At 59.1% G+C, this 13,315-nt stretch carries 18 protein-coding genes; 10 read left to right on the plus strand and 8 right to left on the minus strand.

The window, feature by feature from the left end; translation table 11 throughout:
- Positions 1-11 precede the first annotated feature (11 nt).
- From mlaD to ACZZ0B_RS21710, 3 genes are read right to left on the minus strand one after another with little or no spacing between them, the layout of a single operon-like run.
- Positions 12-479: an outer membrane lipid asymmetry maintenance protein MlaD gene (gene mlaD, locus ACZZ0B_RS21700; RefSeq protein WP_007912400.1), complete on the minus strand. Its 468-nt coding sequence runs from the start codon at positions 477-479 to the stop codon at positions 12-14.
- On the minus strand, positions 479-1,276 hold the full coding sequence (mlaE, locus tag ACZZ0B_RS21705; RefSeq protein ID WP_003221704.1) for a lipid asymmetry maintenance ABC transporter permease subunit MlaE: 798 nt from the start codon (positions 1,274-1,276) through the stop codon (positions 479-481). The genes mlaD and mlaE overlap by 1 nt, the downstream gene beginning before the upstream one ends.
- Positions 1,276-2,085 (minus strand): ATP-binding cassette domain-containing protein, encoded by an 810-nt coding sequence (locus ACZZ0B_RS21710; RefSeq protein WP_008085058.1) that lies wholly within the window; start codon positions 2,083-2,085, stop codon positions 1,276-1,278. The genes mlaE and ACZZ0B_RS21710 overlap by 1 nt, the downstream gene beginning before the upstream one ends.
- A 275-nt stretch (positions 2,086-2,360) precedes the next feature.
- Between ACZZ0B_RS21710 and ACZZ0B_RS21715 the strand changes: the two genes are divergently transcribed.
- The 10 genes from ACZZ0B_RS21715 to ACZZ0B_RS21760 all read left to right on the plus strand — a co-directional run bounded on the left by ACZZ0B_RS21715 (position 2,361) and on the right by ACZZ0B_RS21760 (position 9,385).
- On the plus strand, positions 2,361-3,335 hold the full coding sequence (locus tag ACZZ0B_RS21715) for a KpsF/GutQ family sugar-phosphate isomerase (protein ID WP_008085060.1): 975 nt from the start codon (positions 2,361-2,363) through the stop codon (positions 3,333-3,335).
- Positions 3,336-3,860, plus strand: a complete 525-nt coding sequence (locus ACZZ0B_RS21720) for a KdsC family phosphatase (RefSeq protein ID WP_122595145.1) — start codon at positions 3,336-3,338, stop codon at positions 3,858-3,860. It abuts the gene before it with no gap.
- Positions 3,861-3,868: 8 nt separating this feature from the next.
- Positions 3,869-4,441 (plus strand): LPS export ABC transporter periplasmic protein LptC, encoded by a 573-nt coding sequence (gene lptC / locus ACZZ0B_RS21725; RefSeq protein WP_440093200.1) that lies wholly within the window; start codon positions 3,869-3,871, stop codon positions 4,439-4,441.
- Positions 4,428-4,973, plus strand: coding sequence for a lipopolysaccharide transport periplasmic protein LptA (lptA, locus tag ACZZ0B_RS21730; RefSeq protein WP_008085067.1), 546 nt, complete (start codon positions 4,428-4,430; stop codon positions 4,971-4,973). Before lptC ends, lptA begins: the two co-directional genes overlap by 14 nt.
- The gene (gene lptB / locus ACZZ0B_RS21735) at positions 4,973-5,698 is read left to right on the plus strand and encodes an LPS export ABC transporter ATP-binding protein (protein WP_008085069.1); all 726 of its coding nucleotides are present in this window, start codon (positions 4,973-4,975) and stop codon (positions 5,696-5,698) included. The genes lptA and lptB overlap by 1 nt, the downstream gene beginning before the upstream one ends.
- Before the next feature lie 187 nt (positions 5,699-5,885).
- Entirely contained in the window at positions 5,886-7,376 is a 1,491-nt protein-coding gene (locus ACZZ0B_RS21740) for an RNA polymerase factor sigma-54 (protein WP_008085071.1), read from the plus strand.
- Between the two features lie 73 nt (positions 7,377-7,449).
- Positions 7,450-7,758, plus strand: coding sequence for a ribosome hibernation-promoting factor, HPF/YfiA family (gene hpf, locus ACZZ0B_RS21745; protein ID WP_008085073.1), 309 nt, complete (start codon positions 7,450-7,452; stop codon positions 7,756-7,758).
- 11 nt (positions 7,759-7,769) lie between these two features.
- Positions 7,770-8,234 (plus strand): PTS IIA-like nitrogen regulatory protein PtsN, encoded by a 465-nt coding sequence (gene ptsN / locus ACZZ0B_RS21750; RefSeq protein WP_008085075.1) that lies wholly within the window; start codon positions 7,770-7,772, stop codon positions 8,232-8,234.
- A gap of 2 nt (positions 8,235-8,236) precedes the next feature.
- Positions 8,237-9,094: an RNase adapter RapZ gene (rapZ, locus tag ACZZ0B_RS21755; RefSeq protein ID WP_440093196.1), complete on the plus strand. Its 858-nt coding sequence runs from the start codon at positions 8,237-8,239 to the stop codon at positions 9,092-9,094.
- A gap of 15 nt (positions 9,095-9,109) precedes the next feature.
- Complete coding sequence (locus ACZZ0B_RS21760) at positions 9,110-9,385, plus strand: HPr family phosphocarrier protein (RefSeq protein ID WP_008085079.1); 276 nt, start codon at positions 9,110-9,112, stop codon at positions 9,383-9,385.
- A 91-nt stretch (positions 9,386-9,476) separates the two neighbouring features.
- On the opposite strand, the gene ACZZ0B_RS21765 is transcribed toward ACZZ0B_RS21760, so the two are convergent.
- Genes ACZZ0B_RS21765 through ACZZ0B_RS21785 form a run of 5 tightly spaced genes read right to left on the minus strand, consistent with a single transcriptional unit; the run spans position 9,477 to position 13,246 of the window.
- Complete coding sequence (locus ACZZ0B_RS21765; RefSeq protein WP_440093194.1) at positions 9,477-10,370, minus strand: ZIP family metal transporter; 894 nt, start codon at positions 10,368-10,370, stop codon at positions 9,477-9,479.
- 30 nt (positions 10,371-10,400) lie between these two features.
- A complete protein-coding gene (locus ACZZ0B_RS21770) occupies positions 10,401-11,012 on the minus strand; it encodes a superoxide dismutase (protein ID WP_045123232.1) in 612 nt (203 codons plus the stop codon).
- A gap of 1 nt (position 11,013) precedes the next feature.
- Positions 11,014-11,454 (minus strand): hypothetical protein, encoded by a 441-nt coding sequence (locus ACZZ0B_RS21775; protein ID WP_008085084.1) that lies wholly within the window; start codon positions 11,452-11,454, stop codon positions 11,014-11,016.
- A 27-nt stretch (positions 11,455-11,481) separates the two neighbouring features.
- Positions 11,482-12,858: a class II fumarate hydratase gene (locus tag ACZZ0B_RS21780; RefSeq protein WP_463546211.1), complete on the minus strand. Its 1,377-nt coding sequence runs from the start codon at positions 12,856-12,858 to the stop codon at positions 11,482-11,484.
- Positions 12,839-13,246, minus strand: a complete 408-nt coding sequence (locus ACZZ0B_RS21785; RefSeq protein ID WP_159812153.1) for a FagA protein — start codon at positions 13,244-13,246, stop codon at positions 12,839-12,841. The genes ACZZ0B_RS21780 and ACZZ0B_RS21785 overlap by 20 nt, the downstream gene beginning before the upstream one ends.
- Positions 13,247-13,315 lie beyond the last annotated feature (69 nt).

Consider the following 13,315-nt stretch of genomic DNA (forward strand, 5'->3'; position numbering starts at 1 on the left):
TCAAAAGCTCCTCATTTGGCGTCTTTGCTAACGGTATTGAGCAGGAATTTACCGATCAGGTCTTCCAGTACCAGAGACGACTGCGTGTCGTGGATGGTTCCGCCATCCTTCAGCGGTTTGTCTTCCCCACCGACGCTGATACCGATGTACTTCTCGCCCAGCAGACCAGCGGTCAGGATAGACGCTGTGGAGTCGGTCGGCAGGTTGTCGACCTTTTTATCCACTTGCAGGGTGACCCGACCGGTGAAGCTGTCGCGATCCAGATCGATCGCCGTGACCTTGCCGATGGTCACACCGGCCATGGTCACTTTGGCTCTGACCGTCAAACCGGCGATATTGTCGAAGTAGGCATAAAGTTTATAGGTGTCGGTGGTCGACGTCGGAGACAGGCCACTGACCCGCAACGCAAGCAGCAACAAAGCCAGGATCCCTGCCAGCAGGAACAGGCCGACACCGATTTCCAGGGTGCGGTTTTGCATCAGAAATCTCCAAACATCAAAGCGGTCAGAATAAAGTCCAGGCCGAGCACTGCCAGCGAGGCAAACACCACGGTCTTGGTGGTGGCACGACTGATCCCCTCGGAAGTGGGCTCACAGTCATAGCCTTGGAATACGGCGATCCAGGTGACGACGAAGGCGAAAACGATGCTTTTGATGACACCGTTAAGCACATCACTGGTGAAGTTCACGCTGTTCTGCATGTTCGCCCAGTAGGAGCCTTCATACACGCCCAGCCAGTCGACAGCTACCCACGAACCGCCCCAGATGCCTACCACGCTGAAAATCATCGCCAGCACCGGCAGGGAAATGAAACCGGCCCACAGACGCGGGGCAATGATGTACTTGAGCGGGTCGACACCGATCATTTCCAGGCTGGAAAGCTGTTCAGTCGACTTCATGTTGCCGATTTCGGCGGTCAGCGCCGAACCGGCACGCCCGGCGAACAGCAACGCCGTCACCACCGGCCCCAGTTCACGCAGCAAGGTCAGGGCCACCATCTGCCCTACCGCCTGCTCGGAACCGTAGCTCGACAGAATGCTGAAACCCTGCAACGCCAGGACCATGCCGATGAAAATGCCGGAGACGACAATGATCACCAGCGACATCACGCCGACCGAATGCAGTTGCTTGACCAGCAAGCCGAAGCCACCGCTGATGCCGCCACGCCCCAGCAAGGCATGAAACAGGAACAGCGTCGCCCGACCGAACACCGCAACGGCATCGATCGCCGCTTCGCCAAACCGGCGAACGCGTTCTATTAATGAAATTCTGCGCATCAGCGCTTCCCCAGAAGATCTGCGCGGTAATCCGTCGCTGGAAAATGGTACGGCACCGGGCCATCGGGATTGCCGGTCATGAACTGACGGATACGCGGCTCGTCCGAGTTCATCAGCTCATCCGGTGTGCCCTGCCCCAACACCTGACCATCACCGACGACATAGATGTAGTCGGCAATGCTCGCGGTTTCGGCCAGATCGTGGGAGACCACGATACTGGTGATCCCCAGTGCATCATTGAGCAGACGGATCAGGCGCACCAGCACGCCCATGGCGATCGGGTCCTGGCCGACGAACGGTTCGTCGTACATGAGAATCTGCGGATCGAGCGCAATCGCCCGGGCCAGCGCAACACGACGTTTCATGCCGCCGGACAGTTCGTCAGGCATCAATTCAATGGCGCCACGCAGACCGACTGCCTGCAATTTGAGCAGGACGATGTCGCGAATCATTTCTTCCGGCAATTGGGTATGAACGCGCAGGGGGAAAGCGACGTTCTCGAAGACATCGAGATCGGTGAACAGCGCGCCGCTCTGAAACAGCACACCCATGTGCTTGCGCGCATCGAACAGATCGCTGCGCGACAGCTTCGGCAGGTTCTGACCGTTGACCCAGACTTCGCCGCTGGTGGGACGCAACTGCGCGCCCATCAACCGCAGCAGCGTGGTCTTGCCACACCCGGAAGGCCCCATGATGCCGGTGACCTTGCCGCGCGGGATGCGAATATCGACGTTATTGAAAATGCTGCGCGCACCGCGCTTGAAGGAGACTCCCTTCAGCTCGACCGCGTAGGCGTTATCGGCACTCATCTAAACTCCTTGCGATGCAGCCTCTCACTCGGACGCCAGGCTTTCTTGGGAAAGCACATACATCCCGGGCAGGCCGAACTGGCGGCGAACTATATCACTGCAACCGCCAAGCGCCCAAGGCTTGTGCCGGCGCATGTTCAGTGATTTGACAGGCTCGCGGCAGGTTTTCGAAGCATTTGGTAACGAGGAATGACAAAGCGCGACGATCTTGCGTGAGGCTTTGCAACATAACCGCTATAATCGCCGCCTTTTCATCGGGCTATACGATTTCTGACATGAGCCAATCCAGCGACCTGATTCAATCGGCACAACGCACCATCCAACTCGAAGTGGAAGCCGTACAAGGCTTGTTGCCCCATATCGACGCCGATTTCGTCCGTGCTTGCGAGATGATTCTGGCCAGCAAAGGCCGTGTGGTCGTGGTCGGCATGGGCAAATCCGGGCATGTCGGCAACAAGATTGCCGCGACCCTGGCCAGCACCGGCACCCCGGCTTTTTTCGTCCACCCGGCCGAAGCCAGTCATGGCGACATGGGCATGATCACCCGCGACGACGTGATCCTGGCCCTCTCCAACTCTGGCTCGACCAACGAAATCGTCACCCTGCTGCCGCTGATCAAGCGCCTGGGCATCCAGCTGATCAGCGTCACCGGCAACCCGCAATCGCCGCTGGCCAAGGCAGCCGAAGTCAATCTCAACGTGCACGTCGAGCATGAGGCTTGCCCGTTGAATCTGGCACCGACCTCGTCGACCACCGCAGCCCTGGTCATGGGCGATGCCCTGGCCGTGGCATTGCTCGAAGCGCGTGGTTTCACCGCTGAAGATTTCGCGTTTTCCCATCCGGGCGGGGCCCTTGGCCGCCGCCTGTTGCTGAAAGTTGAAAACGTCATGCACGCCGGGCAAGAGCTGCCGCAGGTGCAGCGCGGCACCCTTTTGAAGGACGCGTTGATGGAAATGACCCGCAAGGGCCTGGGCATGACGGCGATCCTTGAAGCCGACGGCAAACTGGCCGGGATCTTCACCGACGGCGATTTGCGCCGCACCCTTGATCGCAGCATCGATATCCGCAGCGCCACCATCGACCAGGTAATGACGGCCCACGGCAAGACCGCCCGGCCCGAGATGCTTGCCGCCGAGGCCCTGAAAATCATGGAAGACCACCGAATCAACGCACTGGTAGTTGTCGACGAGGACGATCGCCCGATTGGCGCCTTCAACCTTTCCGATCTGCTGCGCGCAGGAGTCATGTAAATGAGCAACGATCTGCTGCAACGCGGCAAAGCGATCAAACTGGCGGTGTTCGACGTCGACGGGGTCCTCACCGACGGGCGCCTGTATTTCCTCGAAGACGGCAGCGAATTCAAGACCTTCAACACCCTTGATGGCCAAGGCATCAAGATGCTGATGAATGCGGGCGTACAAACTGCCATTATCAGCGGCCGCAAGACACCGGTGGTTGAGCGTCGGGCGAAAAACCTGGGTATCCCGCATCTTTTTCAGGGGCGCGAAGACAAATTGGTCGTTCTCGACGGTCTACTTGAACAACTGGGCCTAAGCTATGAACAGGTCGCCTACCTCGGTGACGACCTGCCTGACCTGCCGGTGATCCGCCGCGTGGGCCTGGGGATGGCGGTCGCCAACGCTGCCGATTTCGTCCGCGAACACGCCCATGGCGTAACCCGCGCCCGTGGCGGCGAAGGCGCCGCCCGCGAATTCTGCGAATTGATCCTGCGTGCGCAGGGCAGCCTTGATGCCGCCAATGCCGCGTACTTGTGAGTCAAACCATGTTTAGCAAAAAATTTCGCAACTTCCTGCTGTTCGGTTGCATCGCGGCGCTTTTCGCCGCGGTCGGCTACTGGAACATCAGCCCGGAACGCTTCCTCGACAAGCCGCCGGTCACGTCGACCGAAAGCCCGATCGACTGGTATGCAACCAACACACACACCCTGCAATACCTGCCGGACGGCAAAGTGCAATATGAAATGACGTCCGAGAAAGCCGAGCACGTCAAGGCGACCGACATCACGCTGGTCACCAAACCCGATCTGAACATGTACCGCGGCACGGATTTCCCGTGGCACGTGACCAGTGAGCGCGGCGAAGTGAACTCGGGTGGCACCCAGGTTGAATTGATCGACTCGGTGCGCATCAAGCGCACCGATGAAAAGAAGCGCGATCTGCTGGTCACCTCCACTCGCATGACGGTGTTCCCGCAGGAGCAATATGCGCAGACCGAGCAACCCGTTAGAATCGACGGCGCTGGCGGTGTATCGACTGGCGTTGGAATGAAAGCGTACCTGAAGGACAGCAGGATACACCTGCTATCGAACGTAAGAGGACAGTATGAGGCTCGTTAAAACCCTCCCTATTTTGCTCAGTCTGGGCGCAGCACTGGGAAGCGTGAGCGCCTGGGCTCTGCCGAACGATCAAGAGCAGCCAATCCGCATTCAGGCCGACGATGCCCAGCTGGACGACAAGAACGGCGTTGCCACCTATAAAGGTGACGTGATCATCACCCAGGGCTCGATGAAGGTCACCGGCAATACCGTGACCATCACCCGCACCCCGACCGGTGATATCGACGTGGTGACCTCGGTCGGCAACCTCGCCTACTTCGAACAGCTGCAGACCGCTGGCGATACCAAGCCTGTACAGGGCTGGGGCGTGACAATCCAGTACCACGCCGCGCAAAACCGCGTTGTGCTGATCGACAAGGCCAAGGTTGTCGATAAAGACAACAACACCACTCAGGGCGAGAAGATCGTCTATGACACGGTGAAAAAACTTGCCAGCGCCGGTCGCGCTACCGGCAGCAAGGTCACCGAGGCGCGTCCGCGCATCGACATGGTGATCCAGCCGAAGAAGAAAACCGAAGAGAAAACCCAGTAATGGCAACTCTGAAAGCTCAGCACCTGGCCAAGGCCTATAAAAGCCGCCAGGTCGTGCGTGACGTCAGCCTGTCGATCGACAGCGGCCAGATCGTCGGCCTGCTCGGCCCCAACGGCGCCGGCAAGACCACGTGCTTCTACATGATCGTCGGCCTGGTGCAGGCCGATCAGGGCCGCGTACTGATCGATGATCTGGACGTCAGCCACCAGCCGATGCACGGTCGTGCCAAGGCCGGTATCGGCTATCTGCCGCAAGAAGCGTCGATCTTCCGCAAACTGTCGGTCGCCGACAACATCATGGCCATCCTCGAAACCCGTCAGGAACTCGACAAGGCTGGTCGTCGCAAGGAGCTGGAAAGCCTGCTGCAGGAATTCCACATCAGCCACATCCGCGACAATCTCGGCATGAGCCTGTCGGGTGGTGAACGCCGCCGCGTGGAAATTGCCCGCGCACTGGCCACCGCGCCGAAATTCATCCTGCTCGACGAACCGTTTGCCGGTGTCGACCCGATCTCGGTCGGCGACATCAAGCAGATCATCCACCACCTCAAGGCCAAGGGCATCGGCGTATTGATCACCGACCACAACGTGCGTGAGACCCTGGATATCTGCGAAACCGCGTACATCGTCAACGACGGTCAACTGATCGCCGAAGGTGACGCAGAAACCATCCTGGCCAACGATCTGGTCAAGGAAGTGTATCTGGGTCACGAGTTCCGCCTGTAAGCGCGACAGCATCCTGGTGATTCGCGAGGGCGCTGTATCGATGAAGCAGCTTTTTATACGCTTTAATTGTTACAGCGCTCTAGGCAAACACTTCAGTTTCAGGCATATAATTTGCTTAAGTTTGGCGCTTCGGCGCCCTGTAGTGGATGGCGCATAGCGCCGGCGAATAAGGTGTTAAGCCCCTGCCATGAAACCATCGCTAGTCTTGAGAATGGGCCAGCAGCTGACGATGACACCGCAGCTGCAACAGGCCATCCGCCTGCTCCAATTGTCGACCCTGGATCTGCAACAGGAAATCCAGGAGGCACTGGAATCCAATCCGATGCTCGAACGCCAGGAAGAAGGCGAAGACTTCGACAATTCCGACCCCTTGGCCGACAACGCTGAACAGAAGCCCGCCGAGATCCAGGAACCGTCCTACCAGGAAACCGCGCCGACCGTCGACAACCTCGAAGAAGGCGATTGGAGCGAACGCATTCCCAACGAACTGCCGGTCGACACCGCCTGGGAAGACGTCTACCAGACCAGCGCCAGCAGCCTGCCCAGCAGCGACGATGACGAGTGGGATTTCACCACCCGCACCTCCGCCGGCGAAAGCCTGCAAAGCCACCTGCTGTGGCAACTGAACCTCGCCCCGATGTCCGACACCGATCGCCTGATCGCCGTGACCCTGATCGATTGCATCAACAATCAGGGCTATCTGGACGAAACCCTCGAAGAAATCCTCGAAGCGTTCGACCCGGAACTGGACATCGAGCTGGACGAGATTGAAGCCGTCCTGCACCGCATCCAGCAATTCGAACCGGCCGGTATCGGTGCGCGCAACCTTGGCGAATGCCTGTTGCTGCAATTGCGCCAGTTGCCGGCCAAGACACCATGGCTGGCAGAAGCCAAGCGTCTGGTCACGGACTACATCGACCTGCTTGGCAGTCGCGATTACAGCCAGTTGATGCGCCGCATGAAGCTCAAGGAAGACGAGCTGCGCCAGGTCATCGAGCTGGTGCAGAGCCTCAATCCGCGTCCGGGTTCGCAGATCGAATCCACTGAGGCCGAGTACGTTGTGCCTGACGTGATCGTGCGCAAGGACAACGAGCGCTGGCTGGTCGAGCTGAATCAGGAATCGGTGCCACGCCTGCGCGTCAATGCGCAATACGCCGGATTCGTCCGTCGCGCCGACACCAGCGCCGACAACACCTTCATGCGCAATCAGTTGCAGGAAGCGCGCTGGTTCATCAAGAGCCTGCAGAGCCGCAATGAAACCCTGATGAAAGTTGCCACCCAGATCGTCGAGCATCAGCGCGGTTTTCTGGAGTACGGCGACGAAGCCATGAAACCGTTGGTCTTGCACGACATCGCCGAAGCGGTGGGCATGCATGAATCAACGATTTCCCGGGTGACCACACAGAAATTCATGCATACCCCGCGCGGTATTTATGAGCTGAAATACTTTTTCTCAAGCCACGTCAGCACCTCCGAAGGCGGCGAATGCTCGTCCACGGCGATCCGCGCGATCATCAAAAAACTGGTTGCCGCGGAAAATCAGAAAAAGCCGTTGAGTGACAGCAAGATCGCTGGTTTACTGGAGGCACAAGGCATTCAGGTGGCTCGCCGCACCGTCGCCAAGTACCGCGAATCCTTAGGGATCGCGCCTTCGAGCGAACGCAAGCGGTTGATGTAAGCCACGTTACAGCGTTCCAGTGGCAGGCTATCCAGCCTGCCGCTTTATGCACTGGCAACGAAGGAGAAGCTGTATGCAAGTCAACATCAGTGGACACCAACTGGAAGTGACCCAACCTCTGCGTTCCTATATCGAGGAAAAACTCCAACGACTGGAGCGCCATTTCGACAAGATCACCAACGTGCAGGTCACGATGTGCGTCGAAAAGCTGAAGCAGAAAATCGAAGCCACCTTGCATATACCCGGCAGCGAAGTGGTCGCTAACGCGGAACATACCGATATGTACGCGGCGATCGACGCCTTGACCGACAAGCTGGATAAACAACTCAAAAAGCATAAGGAAAAGACCCAGAGCCTGCTCCAGGGCGCGACCGGTCGATAACCCCCCACCCCATGATCCGACTTGAAAGTATCCTGACCCCCGGCCGTTCCCTCGTGAACGTGCCGGGCGGCAGTAAAAAGAAAGCCCTCGAACAAATTGCCAACCTGATCGCCCGCGAAGTGCCGGATCTGGAGATGCAAGATGTCTTCGAGGCCCTGATTGCCCGTGAAAAACTCGGTTCTACCGGTTTTGGCAACGGCATCGCCATTCCTCACTGCCGCCTCAAAGGCTGCGAAACGCCCATCAGTGCGTTGATGCACCTTCAAGCCCCCATCGATTTCGACGCCATTGACGGCGCGCCGGTTGACCTGCTGTTTGTCTTGCTGGTCCCGGAAGCCGCTACCGATGCGCACCTGGAGTTGCTGCGTCAGATCGCCAGCATGCTCGACCGCAAGGACGTGCGTGACAAATTGCGCAGCGCCGCGAGCAACGAAGCCTTGTACCAGGTCGTTCTGGACGAGCAAAACGGGCAGTAATCATGCGCTTGATCATCGTCAGCGGCCGTTCCGGCTCGGGTAAAAGCACCGCCCTTGATGTCCTTGAGGACAACGGTTACTACTGCATCGACAACCTGCCGGCAGGTTTGCTGCCAGAGCTGGCCGAGCGCGCACTGATCCACACGGAGCTTGCGCAACCGCTGGTCGCCGTGTCGATTGACGCGCGCAACCTGCCGAGTCACCTGAGCCGCTTTCCCGAACTGCTCGAAGATGCCCGCAGCAAGCACATTCAATGTGATGTGCTTTATCTTGATGCCGATGAAGAAACCCTGCTCAAGCGTTTCTCCGAAACTCGCCGCCGCCACCCGCTGAGCAATGCCAACCGCTCGCTGGCCGAAGCGATTCACGATGAAACTGCCCTGCTCGGCCCGATCGCCGATCTCGCCGACCTGAAGATCAACACCACCAATCTGAACCTGTACCAGTTGCGCGACACCATCAAGCTGCGTCTGCTGAATCAGCCGGAGCCGGGCACGGCGTTTCTGGTCGAGTCATTCGGTTTCAAGCGCGGCATGCCGGTGGATGCAGATCTGGTCTTTGATGTGCGCTGCCTGCCCAACCCCTACTGGAAACCGGAACTGCGCGAACAGTCCGGCCTCGATGCACCGGTGGCCGAGTATCTGGCAGCACAGCCCGACGTTGAAGAAATGTTTCAGGACATCTTCACCTACCTGCACAAGTGGCTACCACGTTTTGCCGCGAGCAATCGTGCCTATGTGACCATTGCCATTGGCTGCACCGGCGGGCATCACCGCTCCGTCTACCTGACTGAACGCCTGGGTCAGGCCCTGCAGAAAACCCTGAAGAACGTCCAGGTTCGCCACCGCGACCTCACTTAAAGGATTCACACCGCGATGCCTGCTCTGGAAATCGAAATCATCAACAAACTGGGCCTGCATGCCCGCGCATCGGCCAAGTTTGTTGGAGTGGCCGGGCAGTATCCGGATTGCACGATCAGAGTGGGTCGCACGCCTGAGACCACGGTTGATGGCAAAAGCATCATGGCGATGATGATGCTGGCGGCTGGCAAGGGCACCAAGATCTATCTGAGTACTGAAGGGCATCAGGAACAGGAAGCACTGGATGCGTTGGTCGCGTTGATCAACAACTACTTCGATGAAGGCGGCTGACAGCCAACATCAAAAGATCGCAGCCTTCGGCAGCTCCTACAGTGAACGCATTCCAATGTAGGAGCTGCCGAAGGCTGCGATCTTTTGATCTTCAACCTAATGCAGTATCCATCACCATCATCAGACAAAACCCGCTCAACAAACCAAGGCTGGCCAATTTGTCATGACCATTGCGTCGCGACTCGGGGATCACTTCGTGGGTCACCACCAGCAACATCGCCCCCGCCGCCAGCGCCAAACCTAATGGCAACAACACCTGGGCCAGACTGACCAGCCACGCGCACAACAGCGCAAACACCGGCTCGACCAGGCCTGACGCCGCGCCAATCATAAACGCCTTCACCCGCGACATCCCTGCCCCGGCCAATACCAGCGCAATCACCAGACCTTCCGGCACATCCTGCAAAGCGATGCCCATGGCCAGGCTGTCCGCATCCGGCATGCCGCCACCGGCAGACACGCCGACGGCCATGCCTTCAGGAATGTTATGGGCAATGATCGCAAACACAAACAGCCAGATCCGTGGCGGAATCACCGGGTGCTCGACGGTGCCGACGAGCATTTCCGGAGACGCGCCGGAAACCTTGAGATCAACCAGATACAGCCCGAATGCGCCGAGCATGATGCCGAAGCAGATCAGGCCACTGGCGCCCCACGGCGTCAAACCAAGACTTTCGGCAGCGGCAATGCCCGGCACGATCAGCGAAAACGCCGTCGCCGCCAGCATCACCCCGGCACCAAACCCCAGCAACGTATCGCTGAGTGCCTGCGGCATGCGCCGAATCACCAGCACCGGCACCGCACCAAGCGCCGTGCCGAGCGCGCAGATCGCGCCACCCTGCAACGCCCGCAACAGCCGCGGTTCGAGATTCAGCCATGCCAGTCCGTGGGCAACCAGCAAGGTCATGCCCGCCAACAGCAATAGCGATCCCACTGCGTAACGAAACATACGCCCACTTCCGATCGCCAGTGTTTCAGTGCCCATAGTCAGCCTTGGATTGTTTTTATAGAAGACTTAAACCAGTGCGGCCTGATAGCGCGCAGCAACTTCAGGCCAATTGATCACGTTGTAGAACGCGTTGATGTATTCCGGGCGACGGTTCTGGTAACGCAGGTAGTAGGCATGCTCCCAGACGTCGAGACCGAGAATCGGCGTGTTGCCGTTCATCAGCGGGCTGTCCTGGTTGCCGCTGCTTTCCACGATCAATTTCTTCTCCGGGGTCACGCTGAGCCAGGCCCAGCCGCTGCCGAAACGGGTCAGCGCGGCTTTGGTGAAGGCTTCCTTGAAGCTGTCGAGGCCGCCCAACTGCTCATCGATTGCCTTGGCCAGCGCGCCATCCGGTTTGCCGCCGCCGCTTGGCACCATTACTTCCCAGAACAGCGAGTGGTTGGCGTGACCGCCGCCCTGATTGATCACCGCGGCACGGAGTTTCTCCGGCAACTCCTTGACGCTGGCGACCAGTTTTTCCACCGGCCATTCAGCGTACTCAGTGCCTTCTACCGCAGCGTTGAGGTTGTTGATGTAGGTCTGGTGATGCTTGGTGTAGTGAATCTCCATGGTCTGCGCATCGATGTGCGGTTCCAATGCGTCGTAGGCGTAAGGCAAGGCAGGCAAGGTAAAAGCCATTTCAATGGACTCCATGGTGATGTGGGGCAGGCGCGCGGCGCGCATTGCCGGTATCCGGGTGCAGCAGGCGCTGAGTGCGCGGGTATTCGCCGTGCTCGCTGATGAAATTCAGCAGCTCGACGTAAGTCTTGCTGCTCTGGCGCAGCGCCGCTTCACGCAGCGCCGGGCGCAGGCGCTCGTCCTGCATGGTCTGCAACAGCCGTTGGTGGATGGCGCAGAGGTATTCGGCGCTCTCCTCCGGCTGATTCAGGCGCAGGTGCAAATCCGCGAGGTTGTGGTGGGAGATGACGCAGGCCGCCACCGCTTCGTCGGCATCTGCCCAGCGCTCGTACAACACTTGCGCCAAGGCCAGGGCTTGCAGGTAAGCCTCACGGGCATCGATCAGTTCGCCCAGCATGAAGCAGCGATTGGCCCGTTCGATCGTGCGTTTCCAGTGCTCCATGGTGAGCCTCCAAAGCGGTTGCGGTGCTTACACGCCGCCGGCGGTGAGTTTCTCGGGATTGAGCAACTCTTCCAGTTGGCTGCGCGACAGGTCGGTGTGTTCCAGAGCGACATCGATCACCGCGCGACCTTCCTTGTAGGCCTGCTTGGCGATTTCGGCAGCCTTCTGGTAACCGATGATCGGGTTGAGTGCGGTGACCAGAATCGGGTTGCGCGACAACGCCTCTTTCAAGCGCGATTCGTTGACCTTGAAGCTGGCGATGGCTTTGCCACCCAGCAGGCGGCTGGAATTGGCCAGCAGTTCGATGCTGCTCAACAGGTTCTGCGCGATGATCGGCAGCATCACGTTCAGCTCAAAGTTGCCCGACTGGCCGGCAATGGTGATCACCGAATCGTTGCCGATCACTTGCGCGGCGACCATCGCGGTGGCTTCCGGAATCACCGGATTGACCTTGCCCGGCATGATCGACGAGCCTGGTTGCAGCGCCTCCAGTTCGATTTCACCGAGACCGGCGAGCGGGCCGGAGTTCATCCAGCGCAGGTCGTTGGCGATTTTCATCAGCGACACAGCGATGGCTTTGAGTTGGCCGGAGACGGCGACGGCGGTGTCCTGCGAGCCGATCAGCGCGAACAGATCCTTGCCCGGCGTGAATTGCACGTCGGTCAATTGGCTGAGCTGACGGCTGAAACGCGCGGCGAACTCAGGGTGCGCGTTGATCCCGGTGCCGACCGCCGTACCGCCCTGCGCCAGCGATTGCAGGCTTGGCAGCAGATCCTGCAGATGAGCGATATTGGCCTTGAGCTGCTGCGCCCAGCCGTTGAGTACCTGGCTCATGCGCACCGGCATCGCGTCCATCAAATGCGTACGGCCGGTTTTGACGTGGTGATGCACTTGCTCGGCTTTGCGCTCGATCACCTGCACCAGGTGCAGCAGCGCTGGCAGCAGTTGTTCGTGCAGGGCCAACGCGGCGCTGACGTGGATGGTGGTCGGGATGATGTCGTTGCTGCTCTGGCCGCAGTTGACGTGATCATTGGCGTTCACCGGCTCGTCGAGCAGGCGGCTGGCCAGGGTGGCAATCACTTCATTGGCGTTCATGTTCGAGCTGGTGCCGGAGCCGGTCTGGAAAATATCCACCGGAAAATGCTGCATGAAATCGCCTTCAAGCAAACCTTGGGCGGCGTCGCTGATGGCTTTGCCTTGCGCGGCGCTGATCTGGTTGAGTTCAACATTGGCGCGAGCCGCGGCGGCTTTGGCGAGGATCAACGCGCGGATGAATTGTTTGGGCATCGGCTTGCCGCTGATCGGGAAGTTATCCACTGCGCGCTGGGTCTGCGCGCCGTAGAGAGCGTCCACCGGCACCTGCAGTTCGCCCATGCTGTCGCGCTCAATACGTGTCTTGGTCATCTGAAAATCCTTGCACCAGTTCAATAAGAGGAATCGAGGGAAGCAATTCGCAAGTGGCGAGCTGCCAGGTGTAGCGCTGCCAGCGTTTGAGCCGGCATTTGCACAGGGACAGGCGCTCCATTTCACGCAATGGGCGCCAGGCTTGATCGAGACAGAGGCTGCGCCAGTGCCACGGCAAGGCGATGTCGGTGGCGGTGTCGAGCAGCAAACGGAAGGAGGTTTCGGCGACCGTCCACGGTGAGGTCGCAGTGCAACAAGACAGGTACCGGCCTTCGGCCAGGTAATGTTCGATCAGGCGCGGTTCATCTGGATCCATCGCGCAACGGATCTGGCGACTCATCCAGCGCCAGCTTTCGAGGTACGGCTGCTCGTGCAAGGCAGAACTCATGATCCGGGGCTCATCCGATAATGAGATTTATTATTAGATGATAATGAGAACCAAAACAAGAGTGCTTGT

Source organism: Pseudomonas sp. AC247, assembly GCF_979258015.1.

Excerpts from the sequence above, each read along its gene's own strand:
- mlaD (WP_007912400.1), bottom strand. The coding sequence starts at position 479 with ATGCAAAACCGCACCCTGGAAATCGGTGTCGGCCTGTTCCTGCTGGCA.
- mlaE (WP_003221704.1), bottom strand. The coding sequence starts at position 1,276 with ATGCGCAGAATTTCATTAATAGAACGCGTTCGCCGGTTTGGCGAAGCG.
- ACZZ0B_RS21710 (WP_008085058.1), bottom strand. The coding sequence starts at position 2,085 with ATGAGTGCCGATAACGCCTACGCGGTCGAGCTGAAGGGAGTCTCCTTC.
- ACZZ0B_RS21715 (WP_008085060.1), top strand. The coding sequence starts at position 2,361 with ATGAGCCAATCCAGCGACCTGATTCAATCGGCACAACGCACCATCCAA.
- ACZZ0B_RS21720 (WP_122595145.1), top strand. The coding sequence starts at position 3,336 with ATGAGCAACGATCTGCTGCAACGCGGCAAAGCGATCAAACTGGCGGTG.
- lptC (WP_440093200.1), top strand. The coding sequence starts at position 3,869 with ATGTTTAGCAAAAAATTTCGCAACTTCCTGCTGTTCGGTTGCATCGCG.
- lptA (WP_008085067.1), top strand. The coding sequence starts at position 4,428 with ATGAGGCTCGTTAAAACCCTCCCTATTTTGCTCAGTCTGGGCGCAGCA.
- lptB (WP_008085069.1), top strand. The coding sequence starts at position 4,973 with ATGGCAACTCTGAAAGCTCAGCACCTGGCCAAGGCCTATAAAAGCCGC.
- ACZZ0B_RS21740 (WP_008085071.1), top strand. The coding sequence starts at position 5,886 with ATGAAACCATCGCTAGTCTTGAGAATGGGCCAGCAGCTGACGATGACA.
- hpf (WP_008085073.1), top strand. The coding sequence starts at position 7,450 with ATGCAAGTCAACATCAGTGGACACCAACTGGAAGTGACCCAACCTCTG.
- ptsN (WP_008085075.1), top strand. The coding sequence starts at position 7,770 with ATGATCCGACTTGAAAGTATCCTGACCCCCGGCCGTTCCCTCGTGAAC.
- rapZ (WP_440093196.1), top strand. The coding sequence starts at position 8,237 with ATGCGCTTGATCATCGTCAGCGGCCGTTCCGGCTCGGGTAAAAGCACC.
- ACZZ0B_RS21760 (WP_008085079.1), top strand. The coding sequence starts at position 9,110 with ATGCCTGCTCTGGAAATCGAAATCATCAACAAACTGGGCCTGCATGCC.
- ACZZ0B_RS21765 (WP_440093194.1), bottom strand. The coding sequence starts at position 10,370 with ATGGGCACTGAAACACTGGCGATCGGAAGTGGGCGTATGTTTCGTTAC.
- ACZZ0B_RS21770 (WP_045123232.1), bottom strand. The coding sequence starts at position 11,012 with ATGGCTTTTACCTTGCCTGCCTTGCCTTACGCCTACGACGCATTGGAA.
- ACZZ0B_RS21775 (WP_008085084.1), bottom strand. The coding sequence starts at position 11,454 with ATGGAGCACTGGAAACGCACGATCGAACGGGCCAATCGCTGCTTCATG.
- ACZZ0B_RS21780 (WP_463546211.1), bottom strand. The coding sequence starts at position 12,858 with ATGACCAAGACACGTATTGAGCGCGACAGCATGGGCGAACTGCAGGTG.
- ACZZ0B_RS21785 (WP_159812153.1), bottom strand. The coding sequence starts at position 13,246 with ATGAGTTCTGCCTTGCACGAGCAGCCGTACCTCGAAAGCTGGCGCTGG.